The sequence below is a fragment of the Rhodococcus olei genome (assembly GCF_039540555.1).
GTDB lineage: Bacteria > Actinomycetota > Actinomycetes > Mycobacteriales > Mycobacteriaceae > Rhodococcus_G > Rhodococcus_G olei.
Genome location: NZ_BAABFB010000023.1, coordinates 102,633 through 124,656 on the forward strand (window position 1 = coordinate 102,633; position 22,024 = coordinate 124,656).

Annotated in this window: 13 protein-coding genes; all 13 read right to left on the reverse strand. The window is 72.4% G+C overall.

Annotated features, from left to right (window positions below):
• Positions 1 to 23 precede the first annotated feature (23 nt).
• Positions 24 to 1,397: a flavin-containing monooxygenase gene (locus tag ABD951_RS05145; RefSeq protein WP_345342669.1), complete on the reverse strand. Its 1,374-nt coding sequence runs from the start codon at positions 1,395 to 1,397 to the stop codon at positions 24 to 26.
• A 75-nt stretch (positions 1,398 to 1,472) separates the two neighbouring features.
• On the reverse strand, positions 1,473 to 1,811 hold the full coding sequence (locus ABD951_RS05150) for a DNA glycosylase AlkZ-like family protein (protein WP_345342671.1): 339 nt from the start codon (positions 1,809 to 1,811) through the stop codon (positions 1,473 to 1,475).
• A 33-nt stretch (positions 1,812 to 1,844) separates the two neighbouring features.
• Positions 1,845 to 3,230 carry an FAD-binding oxidoreductase gene (locus ABD951_RS05155; protein WP_345342672.1) on the reverse strand — a complete coding sequence of 462 codons (1,386 nt, stop codon included), beginning with the start codon at positions 3,228 to 3,230 and terminating at the stop codon, positions 1,845 to 1,847.
• Between the two features lie 58 nt (positions 3,231 to 3,288).
• Positions 3,289 to 6,255 (reverse strand): ATP-binding protein, encoded by a 2,967-nt coding sequence (locus ABD951_RS05160; protein WP_345342673.1) that lies wholly within the window; start codon positions 6,253 to 6,255, stop codon positions 3,289 to 3,291.
• A 43-nt stretch (positions 6,256 to 6,298) separates the two neighbouring features.
• Positions 6,299 to 10,504, reverse strand: a complete 4,206-nt coding sequence (locus ABD951_RS05165; RefSeq protein ID WP_345342674.1) for a TIGR02680 family protein — start codon at positions 10,502 to 10,504, stop codon at positions 6,299 to 6,301.
• A 13-nt stretch (positions 10,505 to 10,517) separates the two neighbouring features.
• A complete protein-coding gene (locus ABD951_RS05170) occupies positions 10,518 to 11,885 on the reverse strand; it encodes a TIGR02678 family protein (protein ID WP_345342675.1) in 1,368 nt (455 codons plus the stop codon).
• Positions 11,882 to 13,318, reverse strand: a complete 1,437-nt coding sequence (locus ABD951_RS05175) for a TIGR02677 family protein (RefSeq protein ID WP_345342767.1) — start codon at positions 13,316 to 13,318, stop codon at positions 11,882 to 11,884. Before ABD951_RS05175 ends, ABD951_RS05170 begins: the two co-directional genes overlap by 4 nt.
• Positions 13,319 to 13,549: 231 nt before the next feature.
• On the reverse strand, positions 13,550 to 14,248 hold the full coding sequence (locus ABD951_RS05180) for an MspA family porin (RefSeq protein WP_345342676.1): 699 nt from the start codon (positions 14,246 to 14,248) through the stop codon (positions 13,550 to 13,552).
• Between the two features lie 169 nt (positions 14,249 to 14,417).
• Positions 14,418 to 15,116, reverse strand: coding sequence for an MspA family porin (locus ABD951_RS05185; protein WP_345342678.1), 699 nt, complete (start codon positions 15,114 to 15,116; stop codon positions 14,418 to 14,420).
• Between the two features lie 134 nt (positions 15,117 to 15,250).
• Positions 15,251 to 15,985: a respiratory nitrate reductase subunit gamma gene (gene narI / locus ABD951_RS05190; protein WP_345342679.1), complete on the reverse strand. Its 735-nt coding sequence runs from the start codon at positions 15,983 to 15,985 to the stop codon at positions 15,251 to 15,253.
• Entirely contained in the window at positions 15,982 to 16,689 is a 708-nt protein-coding gene (narJ, locus tag ABD951_RS05195; RefSeq protein WP_345342680.1) for a nitrate reductase molybdenum cofactor assembly chaperone, read from the reverse strand. The genes narI and narJ overlap by 4 nt, the downstream gene beginning before the upstream one ends.
• Positions 16,689 to 18,335 (reverse strand): nitrate reductase subunit beta, encoded by a 1,647-nt coding sequence (narH, locus tag ABD951_RS05200; protein ID WP_425569780.1) that lies wholly within the window; start codon positions 18,333 to 18,335, stop codon positions 16,689 to 16,691. Before narH ends, narJ begins: the two co-directional genes overlap by 1 nt.
• Position 18,336: 1 nt before the next feature.
• The gene (locus tag ABD951_RS05205; RefSeq protein WP_345342682.1) at positions 18,337 to 22,011 is read right to left on the reverse strand and encodes a nitrate reductase subunit alpha; all 3,675 of its coding nucleotides are present in this window, start codon (positions 22,009 to 22,011) and stop codon (positions 18,337 to 18,339) included.
• Positions 22,012 to 22,024 lie beyond the last annotated feature (13 nt).

A 22,024-nucleotide genomic window follows, 5' to 3' on the forward strand; every position in this document is an offset into this window, starting at 1 on the left:
GGCGCAGGGACCGGCCGGCCGGATCAATTCCTGTGGGCGCGACGGGCGCCGCGCTTGCGCTCGCGGGCCAGATCCCAGAGGTAGTGGTCGAAGTCGACTTCCATCGTGTGCCGCGGCGAGCTGTAGAACTGCCGCTTGTTGCGGTCGTGGTCGACCGCCATCTGTGCGCGGATCTCGGCGTCCGGCGGCGGCCGGTATCGGCCGGTGAGGGTGTCGGCGATCCACGCGCTCTGGGCCTCGGCGAGCGGCATCACCGCGCCGATCGGTTGCAGGAGCCCGATGAAGTAGAGCCCCGGAAGGTCCGGGTGCACGGTCCGCTTCCACAACGGCAGGTCGTTGTCGCGGGCGCGGATCAGGTCCGGGTCCAGGAACGGGAAACTGACCCGGTAGCCGGTGGCCCAGACGATCAGGTCCGCCCGGGTGCGGCTGCCGTCGGTGAACACGACCGCGTCGCCGTCGAACCGCTCGATGCCGGGGCGCGGGGTGATCGCGCCGGCCCGTAGCCGCGCACGCACCTGTTCGGACTGCACCGGGTGGGACTGTCCCGGACGGTGTTTCGGCCGCGGCAGGCCGAATCGGGTGAGGCTTCCGGACGCGATCGCGCCGATCGCCAACCGGGTACCGGTCACCCACCACGGCATCCAGCCCGGTAGCGCGACCTGGTCGGCAGGGCGGCCGAACAGCATCTTGCGCAGCACCCACTGGCTGCGCCGCACCGACAGGGTGGTGCTGCGCGCGACCCGGGAGGCGTCGACCGCGATGTCGAGCGCCGAGTTGCCCATCCCGACGACGACCACGTCGCGTCCGGCGAGCTGCTCGGCTCGTCGATAGTCGTGGGCGTGGATCTGCGTGCCGGTGAAGGTCCCCGGGTAGGCGGGCTCCGGCCAGCGGGCGTCCCAGTGGTGCCCGTTCGCGACGAGGACGGCGTCGTAGGTGCGGACGCGTTCGCCTGCGGGTCCGGTCGTGCGCACCGACCAGGTGCCGTCCGGGGTGGGCCGCACGTCCAGGACGGTGGTGTCGAACGTGATGGTGCCGCGGAAGCCGAAATGCTCGACATACGACTCGAAGTAGGCGCGGACCTGGTCGTGCCGTGCGTACGGCGGGTAGTCGGCCGGCATCGGGAAGTCCGAGTACGCCATCCGCGGGCAGGAGGTGTTGATCTCGAGCGACTCGTAGCAGGCGGACACCCCGTTCGGGTTGTCGAAGACCCAGTTGCCTCCGATCACACTGCCCTTCTCGACGCAGTCGAACGGAATTCCGGCGAGGTAGAGCGCCTTGGCCGCGGCGATGCCCGACGCCCCCGCGCCGATGACGCACGCGCGCGGCAGGGACTCGTCGACAGGCACGGGCGCGGTGACCGCCGGGGCACCGTGACCGGGTTTGACGAGGTAGGCCACGCATCCATGGTGACACGAGAACCGCCGCGCCACCGTGACGAGCCGCACGAGGGTCTGCCGGGCCGACCGGCGGGGTCAGCGGGCCGCGTCCTCGAACGCGACCGCGGCCGCCGACGCACCGCGGAGCGCGGCGACGTCCGAGGCTTCCTCGCGCAACCGTTCGCGGAGATCGGCGTTCAGCGGCCGGAACGTCGTGACCGCGAGGGCCAGGGTGCGACCTCGTTTGCGGGGCCGCCGGATTCCGGCGATCGTGCCGTCGGCCGGCACCGTGCCCGGCGCGCCGACCGAGGTCCACACCTCGCGATGGTGTCGCCGGTCGACGAGGGTGTCGCGATCGCGCATCTGGGTGTGGGGGTCACCCGGTGGCGGCAACCGCACACCGCCCGCGGGCGGCGCCGACCGCAGGGCGTCCACGTCGTCGGCGAGGAGGCGTTGCGCCGGGTCCGGTCAGGCCGGTGCGATGTTCTGGTTGACGTGGAAGACGTTGTCCGGGTCGTGCTGTCGCTTGACGTGGGTGAGCCGGTCGTAGTTGTCGCGGTACGCGGCGCGGACCCGGTCCTGACCCTCGTCCATCAGGAAGTTGACGTAGGCGCCGCCGGCGGAGGTCGGGTGCAGCGCGGTCCAGTAGTCCTTCGCCCACCTGGTGATCAGGTCGGCGTTGGCGGGGTCGGGATCGACACCGACGATCACGCCGGCCCAGCCTCCGTCCCGGTACGCGAACGAGGTCTCGTCCGCGGGGACGCGGCCGGCGGCACCATCGATCGGGTACAGGTGCATCGTCGAGTGGCCGGTCGGCAGCCCGGCGCCGAACCGTTCGTGCACGGCGATCGCCTCGTCGGAGATCTCCCGGAAGAAGTCGGCGCGCCAATACCATTGCAGCCCAGCCGGGTACAGCCCGTCGAAGGCGCTCTGCAACGCGGTGAACGGCAGCGGATGCAGGCCGACGAGCAGCGGGTCGCCGAACGTGCGGATCGGCTCGAGGACCTCGTCGGCACGGTCGTGCGGGCCGGTGTAGCACCAGACGATGCCGCAGGCCTTGCGGCCCCACAGCTGCTCCGGGAACGGCGGCGCGGGCGGCACGGTGATCAGGCCGATCCAGCCGCTGAGCTCCTCCGGCAGCGCGGGCAGCAGCTCGCGGTACCAGCGCATCACCGCGCCGGTGTCGGCGATGTCGTACAGCACTGGTCCGCCGATGACGGTGCCGTGCTCGCCGATGTCGTGGCAGCGGAACGTGAACGAGGTGACCACGCCGAAGTTGCCGCCGCCGCCGCGCAGCGCCCAGTACAGGTCCGGGTGGCGGTCGGCGTCGGTGTGCACGAAGGTGCCGTCGGCGAGGACGACGTCGGCGCCGAGCAGGTTGTCGACAGTCAGGCCGAAGCGCCGTGACAGGTAGCCGATGCCGCCGCCGAGAGTCAGTCCGCCGACCCCGGTGGAGGCGAGGAACCCGGACGGGGTGGCCATCCCGAATGCGACGGTGGCGTGGTCGACGTCGCCCCACACGCAGCCGCCGTCGACCCGCACGGTGTGGTGTTCGGGATCGACGGTGACGCTGTGCATCTGCGACAGGTCGATCACCAGGGCGTCCTCCCAGACGCCGAGGCCGCCGGCGTTGTGGCCGCCGCCGCGGACGGCGAGGGTGAGGTCGTGGTCGCGGCCGTACCGCACGCAGGCGATCACGTCCGCGGCGTCGCGGCAGTACGCGATCGCGGCGGGCCGGCGGTCGATCATCGCGTTGTACACCGCGCGGGCGCGGTCGTAGTCGGGGTCGGTGGGGGTCACGAGGTGCCCGCGCAGTGCGGTGGCGAGCTCGGCGTGGTCGAGTGCGGTGGTCATGGCTGCTGGTCCTCCGGGATGCGGGGCGTCCGGGCATCGGACGTCGATGGGGCCGACGCTAGGCGCGGGGCGTTCGCGAAGCGTTCGCGTCGCCGTCGGGGCCGATCTCGCCGCGGCGGCGCAGCACCTGCGGCAGCCACCACCACTCCGCGCGGGCGCGGGCCGCGGCCAGTGCCGCGTCGAGCACCGCCTGCGCGTCACCTCGCCTGCCTGCCCGGACGTGGACGTCGGCGAGGAGCGAGAGCCAGTACGGCATCCGGGCGAACGCGCCCGTCGCGCGGAGCCGGTCGATCCCGGCGGTCATCGGATCGAGCCGCGACCGCGCCCACCCGTCGAGGACCAGGCCCCACTCGCGGTAGTAGGCGAAGCCGTACCGGTCGCACAGCGACCGCAGTTCGGTGGCGGTGTCGCGCAGCCGTGGCGCGTCGTCGCACATCTGCGCGGTGATCGCCCCGTATGCGAGCGCGACCGCGAGGCTGTACGGCCGATCGAGGTCACGGGCCAGCGCGATCGCCGAGGCCGCCGCGGTGCACGCGTCCTCGGTCCGCCCCTGCAACGCCAGCGCGTGCGCCGACCAGGCGCGAGCGTGGACGTCGTAGCGCGCGCCCACCCACAGGGTGCGGGCTCCGCCGGTCAGTTCGTCCGCCAACGCGAAGTGCCGCAACGCGTCCGCCGGTTTCGCGAGGGTGACCGCGGTGCCGCCGCACGCGAAGTGCGCGGACCCGAGCGCGTCCGGGTCCGCGAGTTCCCCGGCGAGGGTCAACGCGCGGGCGGAGACGGCCTCGGCGTCGAGGTTGCGTCCCTGCACGAACCGCGACGCCCACAGCCCGACCAGCCCCGCGACGAGCGACTCACGGCGGCCGAGTCGCTGCGCGAGGTCCACGGCCCGTTCGAGGACCTCCTGCAGGTCGGGGGACGCGTAGCCGCGGGCCGCGGTCAGCGGCGCCGCGGCCGCCTCGAGGACGCCCAGTTCCCGGCGGCGAGCCTCGGCACCGGCCAGTCCGGCACGCACGGCCGCGAGCGCATCCCGGTGCAGCCGGATCGCGTCGTCGTACCCGAACGTAGCCGACGCGATCTCGGCGGCCCGCACGAAGTGCGGGACCGCGCGATCGGGCCGCCCGCCCGCGACGTACTGGCCGGCGAGTTGCGCGCGGTACGGGTCGAGGTCGTCGGCGTGCACCAGCTGCAGTGCCTGCGCGAGCCGCCGGTGCAGCAACCACCGGTGCGGCGGGTCGACCCGCGCGTACGCGGCGTCGCGCAGCAGGTCGTGGGTGAAGTCGTAGCCGCGGCCGGTTTCGCGGAGAATCCGCTGCCGCCACAGGGTGTCGACGGCGCGGACGACCGCGGTCGGGTCGAGGTCACCGGCCTCGACCAGCAGGTCGAGGGTGACGTCGCGGCCCGCGGCCGCGATCAGCGCGGCGATCGCGGCGGCGTCGGGTCCGGCGGAGGTCAGGCGTGCGTCCAGGGTGCGGCGGAGCCGGTCGGCGGGTACGCCCTCCGGGTCGCCCTCGGCCGGACGGTCACCCGCCCGCATCGCCTCGACGAGGTAGAGCGGAAACCCGCCGGTGCCGGCGCGGATCAGGGCGTGGTCGCCGGGCGTCAGCGCGCGCCCGGCGAGCGAATCGGCCAGCCGGGCGGTCGCGGCCTCGTCGAGCGGGGCGAGCGGCAGCACGGTGACCGGTACCCGCGACGGTGGGAGGTGTCGCGCCACGGCCGCGGCCTCCTCCCTCGTCGTCGCGGCGACGAGCAGCGGCGCGTCGGGGTGGGCGGTCACGAGGTACCCGAGGAAGTCCAGGGTCTCGGGATCGCACCACTGCAGATCGTCGACGACGAGCAGGGTCGGGCGGCCCCGCGGCAGCACCGCATGCGCCAGGCCCTCGACGAACCGGCGCCTGCGCCACGCATCGGCGATGCCCAGGTCGCCGCCGGATCCGGGGTCCGGGCCGGGGCCGGCCCCGGTGAGCCGCCCGACCTCGGCGCGCGATCGCGGGTCCAGCGTCGCGGTCCGCTCCGCGAACGCCGGGCCGCGCAGCCAGTCCGCGACCGGGCCGAACGGCATCGCACCGGCGACCGCATAGCAGCGACTGTGGGCCACCAGCGCGCCACGGGCGCGCACCCGGGCCGCGAAGTCGGCGACGAGGCGGGTCTTGCCGACACCCGGCTCACCGCGGACGACGACGAGCGCGGCGTGTCCGGCGGCGGCCCGCCGCCACGCCGCGTCGAGGGCGCCGAGTTCGGCGTCGCGCCCGACCAGCGGACCGGTCGCGGGGACCGCGGGCGACCTGCGGCCCCCGTCGCCCAGAAGGCGATCGAACACCCGCCGGGTTTCCGGATCCGGTTCGACGCCGAGTTCGCGCTCGAGCAGCGCGGCGCACCGGTGGTAGGTGCGCACCGCGCCGGCCCGGTCGCCGAGCTCGGCCTGCGCCGTCATCAGCGCGCGGTACCCGGTTTCCTCGAGCGGCCGCAGCGCGATGCGCCGTCGCGCCGCCTCGACCGCCGCCGCGGCCGGCCCGGTGTGCCGCCGGACCTCGACGAGCAGGTCGCACACCTCGACGCAGCGCTGCTCGAGATCGGCCCGGACCGCCGCCGCCCAGTCGTCGTCGGTGCCCGGCAGGAACGCCCCGCGGTACGACCCGAGCGCGGCGGCGCCGTGGCCGTCGGTCGCCGCGTCGTCTCCCCGCTCCGCGGCCGCGCGGGCGGCGGCCGCCTCGGTGTCGAACGTGCGCACGTCGACGGTCACCGCGTCGCCGTCGCGCCAGCACAGATCGGTGCCGGTCACCACCAGCGACGGTGCGTCGTGGAGCGCGCGACGCAGGTGGTGCAGTTCCCGGCGCAGGTTCGTCAGCGCCTGGCCGTCGGGCGAGTCGGGCCAGAACGTCTCCGCGATCCGCTGCCGTGACTGCGGCACCCCGGCGTGCGCGACCAGGTAGGCGAGCAGCGCAACGGCCCGCGGGGACCGGGACGCTGCGTCCCCGGTCTCCGTGTCGACGATCGCCCGCTCGCCCAGGAGGGCGACGTGCAGCATGGTGCGGCCTCCTGAGAGTTCAGGGTAGCCGCGCTGCGGCCGCCTAGACCCCGGCCAGGTCCAGTCCGCCGGGTTCGAGCACCCGCCGCCGCAGCGGCGACCCCAGCGCGCGCGCGAGGTCGGTGCCGTCGTGTTCGGACATCAGCATGCCGCCGTCCCACACCATCAGCGTCGCGCTGACCGAGTGCTCCGGGGTCGAGTGCGACAGGTCGTAGTGCGCGCAGCCCGGCACGTCGGCGTACGTGACCCACAGGTCGTAGCCGGTCATGAACAGGTCCAGGTCGAACTGCACGCTCAGGCCGAGCAGCTCGCTGCGGCCGTTGTCGTCGACACCGGCGAACGCCTCGTCGAGGCCGAGCAGCCGCGGTGCGTGCGGGTCCGCGGACGACAGCATCGCGTGCGCGGCAGCGAACAGCGGCAGGTGCAGCGACACGGACTGTTCGCCGCCGGACAGCGCCCCGTGCCGCGCCGCGGTCAGCCGCTCCTCGGCACCGTCCCCGGTGGTCAGCGTCAACGAGAACACCCGCCAGCGCCGGTAGTCGAGTGCCTCGGTGAGGATCTCCGGGTACGCCCGCTCCGGGTGCGCGGCCCGCAGCGCGCGGATGCGGGTCGCGAAATGGGCCCGGATCGTGGCCAACTCCTCGGGGCCGAGCGCGGAGGCGTCACGGTCGAGCAGCTTCGACACCGCCCGCGCCGGTTCGTCGAGGTTGTCGGCGAGCACCCAGTGCACGCCGATCGTGTTGCCGGAGGACATCCGGCGCTCGCGCATCTCCGACGACATCTGCGCGATCAGTTCGCGGGCGTCGACGGTGCGTTCGTGGATCTGCTGCGCGAGCCCGGTCAGCAGCGCGTCCTCGAGGATCCGCCGCTCCGAGTCGGTCAGCAGCAGCTGCTGCTCGTCGCGGGCGCGGGCGATCATCGCCGCGAACTCGCCGATCGAGGACCGCCCCTGGTCGTGCTGCACCGTCACGGTGGTCAACCCGTCCGCCGCGTCCCACCGCAGCCGGTAGTCCTGGCCCGCGGACGCGAGCCGGGCGTCGAAGTCCTGCAGCGCACCGGTCAGCGCGGACCGGGTGGACTTGCCGGCCGCCTCGGACACCTTGACGGCCGCGGTGGCGGCATCGAGGTCCGCGTGCAGTGCCGCGACCTCGCCGGGCACGACCGTGACCGGCACCGCGTCCTCCGCGTCGGTGTGCGCCGGGTCGGTCTCGATCCGGTACACCAGCTGGTCGGTGGTCAGCCACGCCGCGTCCGACGCCGGCCACGTGTGGGTTCCGGCCACGCCGAGCAGGTCGAGCAGGTCGCGCCGCGCGTACGGGGCCAGACGCTGGGCGTCCGAGCGGGTTTCGGTCAGGGCACCGCGCAGGGACTCGACGGCCGCGCCGTGCGCGCCCTCCGCCCTGCCGATCGCGCCGATCGCGGCCTCCTGCGCCTTGCGAGCCGCGCGCTGCTCCGCGGTGGACGACTCGATCCGGGCCCGGGCCCGGGCGATGTCGGCGTCGATCTCGTCCGCACCCGCACCGAGCTTGTCCCGCAGGGTCTCGAGCCCCTGGACCTGGAGCGCGAGCTTCTCCTGCGCGATCGCCGCCTCCTCGGCGAACTCCTCGGCGACGTCCCGGGCCTCGGCGTGCCGGTCGTCGGCCTCGCGCTGGTGCTCGATCTCCTTCTCCCGGTCCCGGCGGCACCGCACCACCAGGTCGCCGCGGGTCTCGAAGTGCCGGATCGCGGCCGCGAGCGAGTCGAGGCCGGGTTGCCATCGGGCGGCACCGCCGCCGGGATGCGGGTCGGGCACCCGGTGCCGGGCCGCGACGTCGCGCATCTTCCGGTCGTGCACGGCCAGATCGGCGATGGCCTGGTCGAGTTCGCGCTGGGTTGCCCCGGCGGCCTCGTCCCGGGTACGGAGCGCACCGGCCGCCTCCGACACCGTCCGCAGCGCGGTGAGCACCGACGAGGTGCGCGGCAGCGCGCGGCCCGCGGCGGTCAGCGCGGTGACGAGGTCCGCGGCGGCCGCGGCGTCGGCGAGCGCCGCATCGTGGTCGCGCCGTGCCTGCTCGATCGCGGTGTCGAGTTCCCGCAGCCGCTGCTCGCGGCGGCGCTGCCGGGCGGTGGTGCCGACGAACTCGGCGTCCGTCTTCGTGTGCCGGCCGACCTGGACGCCCACGGCGAACCGCCCGTCCACGCCGACCGCGACGACCGCATCCGAATCCGTCTGCAGCGCAATGGAGGACAGCAGCGCCGCGACCCGTCCCTCGGGGACACCCGCATCCGGCTCGGGCACCAGGACGTCCGCGAGCGTCGGCCCGGTGGGCCGCAGCTCCGGAGGCAACGGCACCAGGAACCGTTCCGAATCGTGTTCGGGGAGCGGTCCGTCCGCGGCCGGTACCCAGCCGTCGAGCAGGTTCGCGCCCGCGAGGGCGGCCTCGATTCCTGCGCCCTCGGTGGCGGACACCCCATCGGCGAACCGGACCAGCCGCCACAGCGGGGCGCCGCTGTGCCCCGACCGGTCGTCGGTGCGCGCGGCGAAAGGCGGTGGTGCGTCGTCGCGTTCGTCGGCGACCCGGGCGCGGTCCGTCGTCAGGTCCGCAACCGTGGCCGCGGCCCGCTCGGCGGCGGACTCGGCGCGGGCGCGGCGCGCCCGCACGTCGTCCAGCGGCTCGTCGGTGTGCTCGGCGAGGATCTCCGGGAAGCCGGGCGCCTCCTCGTCGCCGATCGTCGCGACCGCCTCGTGCAACGCGACGAACAGATCGCTCGAGACCCCGACCCTGGCGTACAGCGTCGAGTGGCCGGTCCACCAGCGCCGCACCGCGGTCGCGCACTCGGAGCGGGCCAGTGCGGCGGCCGCCTCCGCCTCCTTGACCGCCGCGGTCGCGACCTCGAGCAGTTCACGCCCACGGTCGGCGGCCCGCTCCGCGCGCTGCCGTTCGGTGGTCGCACGCTCGACGGCGGACAGGGCCTCGCGGACCACGCGCACGTCCCCGGACCGTTCCTCCGCGTGACCGCGGACCGCGGCCGTGATCTGGTCGCCACGGTCGGTGTCCGGCAGCGCCGCCCACGTGATGCCGGCATCCTCGGCGGCGGACTGCAGGTCGGCCTCGGCTCGGGCCAGCGCGTCGATCGCGAGGGTGACGCGGGTCGCGGACTGTGCCGCCTCCTCCGCCCGCTGGGCGAGGCCGGTCTGGGCCTTGCGGGCCCGATCGGCCTGCTGGTCGGTGGACTTGCGCAGGTCCGCGACCACCGCGGCGAGATCGTCCAGCTGCTGTTTGCCCTCGTAGGCGCCGGACCGCTGCAGGGTGTCGAGTTCGGCGCGGGCCAGGTCCAGCGCCCGTTCCGCGGACACCAGACGCTCCTCCGCCTCCTCGCGGCTGCGCTGTCGGAGCGCGCGTTCGGCGACCGCGTCGGTGAGGGCGGTGCGTGCCGCCGCGACGGACTCGAACCGGCGCGCGACCTGCTCGACGTCCGTGCGCGCCTGCTGCCGGAGGTACTTCGTGTACACGCCGACGAACGCCTGGGTGGCCTGATCGGCCTCGGTGAGGCCCTCGAGTGCCCGCCCAACCTCCTCCATGTCGCTGAACGAGCGGGCCGCCTCGAGCACCAGGTGATCGTCGAGCGGCCGCAGACCGTCGGTCAGCGCCTGCGACAGGCCCTTCGGGTCGAGATTCTTCGCCAGCTGCGGCCGCCGCAGCGTCAGGATCAGGGTGATCAGCTGGTCGTAGCGCTGCGCGCCGAGTCCGAACAGGCGCGCGTCGATCGCGGCCCGGTAGTCGACCGGCCGGTCGCAGATGGCGTCGCCGCCGATCTGCTCGGCGAGCTGCTTCTTGGTCACCGGCTGGTCGCCGGAACCGAGCAGCGAGAAGTCCACACCGACCCGGCCGTCGGCGACGAAGTGCCAGCGGGTCACCTTGTCGTTCTGCCTGCTCGCCCGCATTCCGATGCCGACGGTGACCGCCTCCGGATCGTCCGCGCTGCCGCGGGCGAACTCCATCCACACGTACGCGTGCACGCTGTCGTCGCCGCGGTAGAGCAGGTTGGACTTCATCGTCCGTTCCTCGCCCGCGAACGGGTTCAGCCGGCGCGGCTCGATCCGGCCGTCGAGGACGAACGGGAACAGGACCTCGAGCGCCTTCGTCTTGCCGGAGCCGTTCGGGCCGCGCAGCACGAGGCGCCCGTCCGCGAACGAGAACTCCTGGTCCCGGTAGTCCCACAGGTTGACGATCCCCGCGCGGGTCGGTCGAAAACGAGCACTTGCCATGCGAAGTCAGCCTCTACTTCTCGTGTTCGGGAACAGCAGCGGGAACGGGGGCGGTCAGCAGGTCCGGTTCGGCGGCGCGTTCGCGGACGGTGACGACGACGCCGCGGTAGCGGGCCAGCGCCGGGAGCACCAGCACGCCGCCGTCGACTCGCCGCAGCAGCCGCTGCCCGTCGAGAAGATCCACCGCCCGCCGGCGCAACCCGTCGGTGTCGGCCTGCCACTGCGCCGCAAACGTCCGTCCGAACCGCTCCACCAGGTCCGCGACGGTCGCCGCGATCCAGCTGTCCTCGACGAACGGGTACAGCGGCGGCGGTGCGGCCGGGATGCCGGCGACGTCGTCCGGTGCGTCGGGAGCGTCGACGAGCTCGAGCAGCACGCTCGCCTGCGGGATCGCCGCATCGAGCTGACCGACCAGATCGGCGGTGCGACCGGCGGGCAGCGGCAGCCGCACCGGCTCGGGGGCGTCGGGGTCCAGGACACGGTCGGCGATCTCCCCGGCGAGCAGCAGGGCCACCTGCGCGATCGTCCCCGTGCCCGGGAACCGGACATCGGACAGCCGCCCCGACGGGTCGATCAGGGCGATGCCCTCCGCGCGTCGTTCGGCCACCAACCCGGTCAGCAGTTCGACGTCGGCGGCGGTGCGGGGCAGGGCGAGCTGGAGCCGTTCGCCGTCGTCGAGTTCGTCGGCGTAGACGACCGGCTGCTGCACCAGCGCCCGGCGCACCCGGCGCGCGGTCTCGCGGGCCGCGGACTCCTCGGTCGGGGCCGCCAGCAGGGCCCGCACCGTCGACAGGTGCTGCAACGCCCGCGGCGGCCGGAACAGTGCGATCACCACCGACCGGTCGATGTCGTAGAGCGCTTCTCCCGCTTCGGGATTCGATGCCCAGCCGAGCGCGTCGCCGTCGGCGAGGGTGATCGCGCCGCGGGCGGCGAGCCAGCCCACGGCGTCGACGAACGCGTCCCGGTCGGCGGCGCGGTCCGTCGACAGCTCGACCGACGGCACCTGGGACGCCTCGGCGGCGACGTGCTCGGCGAGCTCCGACAGGGTCACCTGGCTGCCGGTGCGGCCGAGCGCCGCGAGGGCCAACGCGAGGTAGGCGTACCGGCGGCGGTCGAAGGCGCGGTCGCCGGCGGTGCGGGCCGGTGCGGTCGGGTCCAGCCGGTCGGCGGCGGTGAACAGGCGGGCCGTCGTCTCGGTGACCTCGAGCCGGTACCCGAACAGCTCGAGCAGGTCGTCGCGCAGTTCGGTGGCCCAGCGGCGCAGCAGCGGCAGCGCGAGCGCATCCGGATACGTCGCCGTGACGAGATGGTTGGCCAGAACGACCCGGGCCGCACGCTGATAGGACTCCAGCAACAGCGGCGAGATCTCCCGTGCCCTCACTGCACGCTCACCCGCAACCGGTCCAGGTGCAGCCGCCCACGCACCGTCTGCACGGTGGTCGACTCGTCGTTCGGCTCCAGCGTCAACCGGACCCCGTTCTCCGATCCGGTGGATCCGCGGACGGTGCCGCTGACCGCGACGCGGGCGGTCAGCGCGGCGGTGAGCAGGCCGAGCAGCACCTCGGTCTCCTGCTCGTCGAGGACACGGTCGTATGCGCCACCCGCGGCCAGGGACCGGGCGGCCTCGGCGCGGGCCCGTTGCGCGGCCAGCTGGACGTCCCGCAGACGGCGGATACTCGCGTCGTTGCGCTGCACCCGGCTCGGTGCCCCGACCGCCGCATTGCGGCCCGTCTCGGCGAGGGTGCGGGAGATCTCGACCGGCGGTGCGTCCCACCAGGACCGCGAGTCCGGGATGATGTCGGCGTCCGGGTGCACCATCGACAGGTGCCGTGGCCGGCCGAGGTCGAACACCGCCTGGAACAGTGCGTGCGCGGCGTCCTCGGTGGGGGCGGCGGCGAACCAGCCGGCGAGGTGCCGCAGCTGGCTCTCCCGGCTGACTCCGCCGCGCCGGGTCTCGGTGACGCGGCGCAACAGCGAGAGCACCGCCGCGATCGCGCTCATCGTGCCCTCCCGCAGCCGCTCGGACTCGCTCACGCCGTCGGCCGCGACGAACCACTGCGTCAGGCCCGCCCACCGCGACGTCCAGTCCGCCTCCCGCTCCTCGAGGGTCAGGAACACCCGCTCGTCGCTGGCCGCGGCGCGGGCCAGCAGCCGTGGCACGCCGGTCTCCTCGACCGCGGCGATCGCCGCCGCCAGTTTCGGTGCGTACCTGGCGAGGTCGGAGCTGAACTCCCGCATGTGCGTCAGCAGCGCGTCCTTGTGCGCCAGGAACGCCTCGGGGGTGATCTCGGTGGTGCGGACCAGGTCTCCGAGCGTCAGGTAGAAGCGGGCGGCCCGCGTCGCCATGTCGGACAGGGTGTCGTCCAGCCTGCGCAGCTTGCGGTAGATCAGGTCGCCGTCGGCGGCCCGGTTCGCGTCCGCGAGCTCGTGCAGGTCCGCGAGCAGGTCGGGCAGGGCCAGCCGGGACAGCGCGGCGTCGTCGAGGCGGGCGGCGAGCACGTCCTCGACCGCGCGGAACGCCTGGTACCCGAGGCGGCTGAACTGGTAGACGAAGTGCCGGTTGCGGTACTCGGCGAGCGTCGCGGCCCGGGACCCGTCGTAGCTGCGTTCGAGCACGCCCCACTCGTGCAGCTGGTCGAGCAGGGGCGTGATCTCGGCGGCCGTCAGCGCGCGCTGCCCGATCCGGTCGAGAATCTGCGCGACGTCACCGGCGTGCAGCAGCACGACGTAGTTCGCCCGGGCGTCGTCGAAGGCGCGCAGGACCCCCAGGTAGTCGGTGCGCTTCTCCGCCGTCGCGAACGAGAAGAGCCGCAAACGGTCGGCCGCGCCGACGTCGTCGGCATCACCGCGGTGGGCCGCGTCGGCGTTGCCGTCGGGAATCGGACCGGAATCGTGCACCGTGACAGGGTAGGGGAGCCGGGCCCGGCAGCCCAGCCGACCTGCCGGTGGCAGGCCGTCGGGCGTCGCCGAGCCGCGGGGCGCAGGAATGCGTCGGGCGAGGTCCGGATGGACCTCGCCCGACGGGTGCGGCGTTCGGAACCGGGATCAGAGCGGAACGGGCCTGCCGTAGGTCATCACGATGTCGCCGCTGGCCATTTCGACCCTGGCGTAGGGGCGGAGGGTGACCTGCCCGATCGCGCCGGAGACGCTGCCGTGGACGCCGGCCACGCGGATCGTCGCGGCCGGACCGTCGAACGCCTTGCCGTCGACGATCGGGACGTCGGTGATCCCGCCGGGTTGCAGGTCGAACGTGAAGTTCTGCTGCGGGATGATGTCGCCGAGCAGCTCGGCGCGGTTGCCCGCGACGACGCCGACGGTGACCGGGGGCGGCGCCAGGCCGAGGGCGAGCGCGTTGGTGCCCTCGAGCTCGAAGCCCAGGCGCGGCGTGTTCAGCTGGATCGTGGCGCCGGTCAGCGCGATCGGGTACCCGAGTTGGTACCCGAAGGTCAGCTTGGTGCCGGTGGCGCCCGCCGCGCCGGGGCCGTCGATCCTGACCGCGGCGTAGCCGTCGTGGAAGAACTCGCGGCTGAGCGGGGAGCTGTCGAGCGGCGGCACGGGGGTGATGACCGTGTCGCCCTGGGACACCTCGACGCGGTCGCCGGCGGCGTCGATCAGGCTGTTGGCGTTGTCGACCCCGGCCGCGGCACTCCCGGTGCCGAGGGCCAGTCCCACGGCCACCACTCCCGCGGCAGCCGTGGCGCGGGTGACGGCCCGGCGAATCCGACGTTCCCTGCGAATCTCCATATGTCATCCCATCCGTTCGGTGACTGCCCGAGCAACGGTGGCGCTCGCGGTCACGAGATCACACGACGATCCCCGATCCGGGGCCGACGCTACTCGATACTCCTTGCGCCCGCAGGGATCTCGCGCCCGGTGTCGTGGCGCCTGGTCCCGGATCGGTTCGCGGCCGCCGCTACACCACGACAGGCTTGCCGTAGGTCATGACGATGTCACCACCGGAGGTCTCCACCCTTGCGTACGGGCGGACGGTGACCTGGCCGATTGCGCCGGAGACGCTGCCGTGGATGCCGGCGATCCGGAGCAGCGCGCCGGGGCCGTCGAACGTCTTGCCGTCGACGATCGGGACGTCGGTGATCCCGCCGGGTTGCAGGTCGAACGTGAAGTTCTGCTGCGGGATGATGTCGCCGAGCAGCTCGCCACGGTTGGCGGTGGTCACGCCGACGGAGACGGGAGGCGGCGCCAGGCCGAGGACGAGGGCGTTGGCACCCTCGAGCTCGAAGCCCAGGCGCGGAGTGTTGAGCTGGATCGTGGCGCCGGTGAGCGCGATCGGGTACCCGATCTGGTAGCCGAAGGTCAGCTTGGTGCCGGTGGCGCCCGCGGCGCCGGGACCGTCGATCCTGACCGCGGCGTAGCCGTCGTGGAAGAACTCGCGACTGAGTGGTGAGCTGTCCAGCGGTGGCACGATGTTGAAGACCGTGTCGCCCTGGGACACCTCGACGCGGTCTCCGGACGAGTCGATCAGGCTGCTGGCGTTGTCGACCCCGGCCGCGGCGCTTCCGGTGCCGAGGGCTATTCCGACGGCCACCACGCCTGCGGCGGCCGCAGCCCGCGTGACACCCCGGCGAATCCGACGTTCCCTGCGAATCTCCATGGTGAAATCCTCATTCGTTCGGTCGACGTCACCAGCGTGTGGTCGCACGTGGTCACGAGTGCAACGACGGGCCTGCTTTACACCACATAGACGCTAATGGATGGACCCGGTTCATGCGAGGATTTCCGGTCCCGTCACGCCCGGGATCGGTTCGCGGTCTCCCACGCCCGGTCGTACCGGTTGCCACCCGGACGCGTGGTGTCCTTGCTGCGGTAGACGACGTACGGTCGGCCGAGATAGCCGAGCGGGGCACTGAACACGTGCACCAGCCGGGTGTACGGCCAGATCGCCAGCAACGCAAGCACGGTCAGTCCGTGCAGCTGGAAGCTCCACGGCACACCCACCATCAGCTCGGGCTGCGGGCTCAGCGAGAACAGGCTGCGGAACCACGGGGACACGGTCGACCGGTAGTCGTAGTCGCCGAGGATCAGGTTCTCGCCGAGCGTGTTGTACATGCCCGTCGCGATCACGGCGACGAACAGCACGTACATGATCTTGTCGCTGGTGCTGCTGGCCTTGCGCACGCTGGGCACACTGATCCTGCGGTACACGAGAATCGACAGCCCGACCACGGTCGCCACGCCGGCCGGGACACCCATACCGATCGCAGCCAGGTGATAGGTGTGGTCGGAGATCCCCACGGCCTCGGTCCACGCGGCCGGGATCAACACGCCGCCGACGTGACCGGCGAGGACCGCGAGAATGCCGAAGTGGAACAGCGGGCTGCCCAGGCGCAGCAGCCGCGACTCGTACATCTGCGACGAGCGGGTGGTCCAGCCGAACTGGTCCTTGCGGTACCGCCACACGTGCCCGACCGCGAACGAGGTCAGGGCGATGTAGGGGAGGGTCAGCCACAGCAGCGTGCTCACCGGGCAACTCCGATCGGGGGATGGTCGTCGACGTGCGGGTGCAGGGCGGGGTCGAGTGCGTAGGTGTCCAGTCCCACGGTGTCTTCCGGCGGACCCTCGGCGGCCAGCTTCACGACCTGAGCGCGGTCGTCGGTGTCGAGGTCGGGCAGGGTCGCGCACACCGCGTCGAGCACGCCGGCGTACTCGGAGCCGCCGTCGTGCAGGGACAGGCGCAGCACCTCGATCACGGCGCGGTGCGTGGTGAGCAGCCGCCACCCGCGCGCCGGGTCGGTGGTGGCGGCGAACTCCAGCACCACCGGCAGGAAATCCGGGAGTTCGTGGTCGCCGAGTTCGAGCCCCGCGTTGCGGTACGCGGTCTTGAAGCGCAGCAACGCCATTCCGCGGTTGCGGGTGTCGCCGTACGCGTAGTACGACAGGTGCAGGCTGGACCGGCGCCGCAGGTCGAACGTCTCCACGTAGCGGGCCGCCAGCGCGATCGGGTCCTGTTCGCGCAGGTGGTCCAGGCACGCGAGCAGAGCCGCCCCGGCCGGGCCGGGGATGTCCGCGGCGGCGGCGCGCAGGTCGCCGAGCATGCCGAGCGTCTCCGGGTGCGGATAGTCCAGGACCAACGCCGCGATCCGCCAGACCAGGCGCTGCTGACGCTCGGTCAACGACTCGGCAGCGGGCCGGGCCCGGCGCGGGCGGCGCAATCCGAGCACGGCCATCAGGACTCCTCCCGGGATCCGGCCGGGACCAGACCCTCGGTGGCCCTGCCGTCCCAGTTCAGCAGGTTGATCCGGCCGGCCTTGTTCTCCGGTGCCGCGCTGTTCGCGTCCCCACCGACGAGGTGGAACTTGTCGGCGACCACGTCGAACGCCGTCATACCCGGGCCGTTCCCATCGGGCCCTCCCATACCCGGGCCGCCGTCGTCGTCGAGGCTGCAGCCGGTGGCCAGCGCGTCGAGCCGGTGCGCGTCGGAACCGGCGCCGGTCGGGATCACGTACCGGTCCTCGTATTTCGCCAGCGCGAGCAGCCGGTACATCGCGGTCAGCTCGTCCGGGGTGAGCCGGACCGCGGCCGCGACCTCGGGCCGGATCGGCTCGCCGAGGTTGACCTGCCGCATGTGGGCGCGCATCGCGGCGAGGCGCTGCAACGAGGCCCGCACCGGGCCGACCTCGCCGGCGGTGAACAGTTCCGCCAGGTACTCGACCGGAATACGCAGCGCGTCGATCGCGCCGAACAGGTTGTCGGCGGACTCGCCGTCGTGCCCGGTGTCCGACAGCGCCTCGACCATCGGCGAGAGCGGCGGGATGTACCAGACCATCGGCATCGTCCGGTACTCCGGATGCAGCGGCAGCGCCACCTGGTAGTCGACGATCAGCTTGTAGACGGGCGAATTCTGCGCGGCCTCGATGAATTCGGCGGAGATGCCGGCTCGCTCGGCCTCCGCGACCACGCGCGGGTCGTGCGGATTGAGGAACACCCCCAGCTGCGACGGGTACAGATCCTTCTCGTCGGTGACCGACGCGGCCTCCAGCACGGCGTCGGCGTCGTAGAGCATCACGCCGATGTAGCGCAGCCGGCCCACGCAGGTTTCCGAGCAGATGGTCGGGATGCCGACCTCGATCCGCGGGTAGCAGAACGTGCACTTCTCGGCCTTGCCGGTCTTGTGGTTGAAGTAGATCTTCTTGTACGGGCAGCCGGTGACGCACTGCCGCCAGCCGCGGCAGCGGTCCTGGTCGACGAGCACGATGCCGTCCTCGGAGCGCTTGTAGATCGCACCGGACGGGCACGAGGCCGCGCACGCGGGGTTGAGGCAGTGCTCGCAGATCCGCGGCAGGTAGAACATGAACGTCTGCTCGAACTCGAGCCGGACCTTGTCGGAGACCTTGGCCAGCAGCGGGTCCCGGCCCACCTGGTCCGGGCCGGAGCCCAGGTCGTCGTCCCAGTTCGCGCCCCAGGTGACCTTGGTGTCCTGGCCGGTGATCAGGGACTTCGGTCGCGCGACCGGTGTGGTGTCCATCGGCGCCGCCGCGAGCAGGTTGTCGTAGTCGTACGTCCAGGGCTCGTAGTAGTCGGTGATCGTCGGCAGGTCCGGGTTCGCGAAGATGTTCAGCAGTCGCTTGACGCGCGAGCCCGACTTCAGGGTCAGCGCGCCGCGCCGGTTCAGCGTCCAGCCGCCCTTCCACCGCTCCTGATCCTGGTACTGCCGCGGATAGCCCTGGCCGGGACGGGTTTCCACGTTGTTGAACCAGGCGTACTCGACGCCGCCGCGGTTGGTCCACGCCTGCTTGCAGGTGACGCTGCAGGTGTGGCAGCCGATGCACTTGTCCAGGTTCATCACCATGGCCAGCTGCGCCATGACTCTCATGTCAGTACGTCACTTCCTGGTCGCGGCGGCGGATCGTGGTGACCTCGTCGCGCTGGTTTCCGGTGGGGCCGTGGTAGTTCAGGGCGAAGGACTGCTGCGCGTAGCCACCGATCAGGTGCGACGGCTTGATCATCACGCGGGTCAGCGCGTTGTGGATGCCGCCGCGCTTGCCGGTGCGTTCGGTGCGCGGCACGTCCACCGCCCGGTCCTGGGCGTGGTACATGAACACCGTTCCCTCGGGCATCCGGTGGCTGACGATCGCGCGGGCCACGACGATGCCGTTGCGGTTGGTCGCCTCGATCCAGTCGTTGTCCGCCACACCGATCTTCGCGGCGTCCACGTCGGACATCCAGATCGTCTGGCCGCCCCGGGACAGGGTGAGCATGTGCAGGTTGTCCTGGTACGCGGAGTGGATCGACCACTTGCTGTGCGGGGTGAGGTAGCGGACCGTGACGCTTCCGCCGACGCCGTTGCCGTGCGTCTCGCCGACCGCCGGCTCGGCGAACAACGCGGTCATGTCCAGCGGCGGCCGGAAGATCGGCAGCTGCTCGCCGAGTTCGGCCATCCAGTCGTGGTCGAGGTAGAAGTGCTGCCTGCCGGTCAGGGTGTGCCACGGCTTGAGGCGTTCGGTGTTGATCGTGAACGGCGAGTAGCGGCGGCCGCCGGTCTCGCTGCCCGACCACTCCGGCGACGTGATCACCGGCACCGGACGGGCCTGGGTGTCGGAGAACCGGATCCGGGTGCCCTCGTTCTCCGCGGCCAGGTCCACGAGAGGGGTCCCGGTGCGTTCCTGCAGGTGCTCGAAACCCTGGGTGGCCAGGCGGCCGTTGGTGGTGCCGGACAGCGCGAGGATCGCTTCGGCGGCGTGCCGGTCCTTCGCCAGGGACGGTCGCCCCGCCGCGGCTCCCGACGGCACGGTGCCGTTGACGGCCCGGAGGTAGTCGACCTCCTCGGTCGGGTGCGTGGTCACCCCCTTCGTGGTCAGCCCGAGCTCCTCGACCAGCGGTCCGAGCGCGCCCATCTTCTCCGCGATGGTCGTGTAGTCCCGCTCGACGACCACGAGCTTCGGCATCGTCTTGCCCGGGATCGGTTCGCACTCGCCGCGCTTCCAGTCCAGGACCGTGCCGCCGGGTTGGGCGGTCGCGTCCGCGGTGTCGTGCATCAGTGGCACGGCGACGATGTCGCGCCGGGTGCCGAGGTGTTTCTCCGCGAGCCAGCTGAACCCGCGGGCGATCCGGTGGAACGCCTCGAAGTCGGTCTTCGACTCCCACGGCGGGGAGATCGCCGGCGAGAAGGCGTGCACGAACGGGTGCATGTCGGTGGAGGAGAGGTCGTGCTTCTCGTACCAGGTCGCCGCCGGCAGCACCACGTCCGAGAACAGGGTGGTGCTGGTCATCCGGAAGTCCAGCGTGGTCAGCAGATCCAGCTTCCCGGCCGGTGCCTCGTCCCGCCAGACCAGGTCCTGCGGCCGCACCCCGGTCGCGTCCGAGGCGCGCAGGTTCGACCCGGCCCCGAGCAGGTGCTCGAGGAAGTACTCGTTGCCCTTCGCGGACGAGCCGAGCAGGTTCGAACGCCACACGATCAGCGTGCGCGGGAAGTTCTCCGGGGCGTCCGGGTCCTCGACCGCGAACTGCAGGTGCCCGGTCTTCAGGCCGTCGACGACGTGGTCGGCCGCGTCCTTCCCGAGCCGATCCGCCTCGTCGGCCAGGTCGAGCGGATTGCGGTTGAACGTCGGGTAACTCGGCATCCAGCCGAGCCGGGTGGCGAGAGCGATGTTGTCGGCGGCGGTGCGGCCCGCGAACGCACCGTCGGCGAGCGGGGACGCCATCGCCTCCGAGGTGAACGGGTCGTAGCGCCACTGATCGGTGGCCAGGTACCAGAACACGGTGCCCTGCATCTGCCGGGCGGGCCGCACCCAGTCGGAACCGAATGCCAGTGTCGCCCAGCCGGTCACGGGCCGGCACTTCTCCTGGCCGACGTAGTGCGCCCAGCCGCCGCCGTTGACGCCCTGGCAGCCGGTGAGCAGCGTCAGGGTCAGGAACGACCGGTAGATCTGGTCGGAGTGGAACCAGTGGTTGGTGCCTGCGCCCATCAGGATCATCGAGCGGCCGCCGGACCGGTCGGCGTTGTCGGCGAACTCGCGCGCGACCCGGGCCGCGGCGGCGGCAGGCACCCCGGTGACGGCCTCCTGCCACGCCGGGGTGTACGGCTCGTCGGCGTCGTCGTAGCCGGACGGCCAGGTGCCGGGCAGCCCGTCGCGCGCGACCCCGTACTGCGCGAGCATCAGGTCGTACACCGTGGTGACGAGCCGGCCGGCGACGGTGCGGACCGGGACCCCGCGGCGCAGCACACCGGGTGTGTCGGTGTCGTACCGCGGCAGGTCCACCACCACCGCGTGGGCACCGCCGTGAAGGCTCAGTTGCGGGTCGACGCCACCGAGGTCGAGGTTCCACTTCCCCTTGCCGGACTCGGTGAACCGGTCGCCGAGCGAGCCGTTCGGGACGACCGGCTGACCGGTCGCGGCGTCGAGCAGGACCGGTTTGAACTCGGCGCCCTCGTCGGTCCTGCCGAGGTCGGCGGCGGTGACGAACTTCCCCGGGACGTAGGCGTCGCCGCGCTCGGTGAGGGTCACGAGGTACGGCAGGTCCGTGAACTTCTTCACGTAGTCGAGGAACCGCGGAACCTGCTTGCGGACGAAGAACTCCGTGAGGATCACGTGGCCCATCGCCATCGCGAGCGCACCGTCGGTGCCGGGGCGGGCCGGCAGCCACTGGTCGGCGAACTTGGTGTTGTCGGCGTAGTCGGGGGAGACCACGACCACCTTCTGACCGCGGTAGCGGGCCTCGGTCATGTAGTGCGCGTCCGGCGTCCGGGTGACCGGAACGTTCGACCCCCACATGATCAGGTAGCCCGCGTCGAACCAGTCCGCGGACTCGGGCACGTCGGTCTGATCGCCGAACACCTGGGGCGACGCCTCGGGCAGGTCCGCGTACCAGTCGTAGAACGAGAGCATCGCCCCGCCGAGGAGAGAGACGAACCGCGCGCCGATCGCGTGGCTGACCATCGACATCGCCGGGATCGGCGAGAACCCGGCGACCCGGTCCGGCCCGTAGCGCTTGATAGTGTGGACGTGCGCGGCCGCGACGATCTCCGCGGCCTCCCACCACTCGGCCCGAACGAACCCGCCCTTGCCGCGTGCGGCCTTGTAGCGAGCGGACTTCTCGGGGTCTTCGGTGATGTCCGCCCAGGCCAGCACCGGATCCTTCAGCCGAGCCTTGGCGTCTCGGTACATCTCGAGCAGCACCCCGCGCACGTACGGGTACCGCACCCGCGACGGCGAATACGTGTACCAGGAGAACGACGCCCCCCGCGGGCACCCGCGCGGCTCGTACTCCGGCTTGTCGGGTCCGATCGACGGGTAGTCGGTCTGCTGCGCCTCCCAGGTGATCACGCCGTCCTTGACGTAGATCTTCCACGAGCACGACCCGGTGCAGTTCACGCCGTGCGTCGACCGCACCACCTTGTCGTAGGAAATCCGGTCCCGGTAGAAGTCGTCGGAGGTGCGGCCACCGATCTGATGCAGGGTGCGCAGGTCGGCGGACGCCTCGCCGCGCTGGAAGTGCTTGCCGAACCGCAGGAGTGCATCCGCGTCCGGTCCGCCGGTGGTCTGGGACATGTGTACCTCTCGA

Excerpts from the sequence above, each read along its gene's own strand:
- ABD951_RS05155 (WP_345342672.1), bottom strand. The coding sequence starts at position 3,230 with ATGACCACCGCACTCGACCACGCCGAGCTCGCCACCGCACTGCGCGGG.
- ABD951_RS05160 (WP_345342673.1), bottom strand. The coding sequence starts at position 6,255 with ATGCTGCACGTCGCCCTCCTGGGCGAGCGGGCGATCGTCGACACGGAG.
- ABD951_RS05165 (WP_345342674.1), bottom strand. The coding sequence starts at position 10,504 with ATGGCAAGTGCTCGTTTTCGACCGACCCGCGCGGGGATCGTCAACCTG.
- ABD951_RS05180 (WP_345342676.1), bottom strand. The coding sequence starts at position 14,248 with ATGGAGATTCGCAGGGAACGTCGGATTCGCCGGGCCGTCACCCGCGCC.
- ABD951_RS05185 (WP_345342678.1), bottom strand. The coding sequence starts at position 15,116 with ATGGAGATTCGCAGGGAACGTCGGATTCGCCGGGGTGTCACGCGGGCT.
- narJ (WP_345342680.1), bottom strand. The coding sequence starts at position 16,689 with ATGGCCGTGCTCGGATTGCGCCGCCCGCGCCGGGCCCGGCCCGCTGCC.
- narH (WP_425569780.1), bottom strand. The coding sequence starts at position 18,335 with ATGAGAGTCATGGCGCAGCTGGCCATGGTGATGAACCTGGACAAGTGC.
- ABD951_RS05205 (WP_345342682.1), bottom strand. The coding sequence starts at position 22,011 with ATGTCCCAGACCACCGGCGGACCGGACGCGGATGCACTCCTGCGGTTC.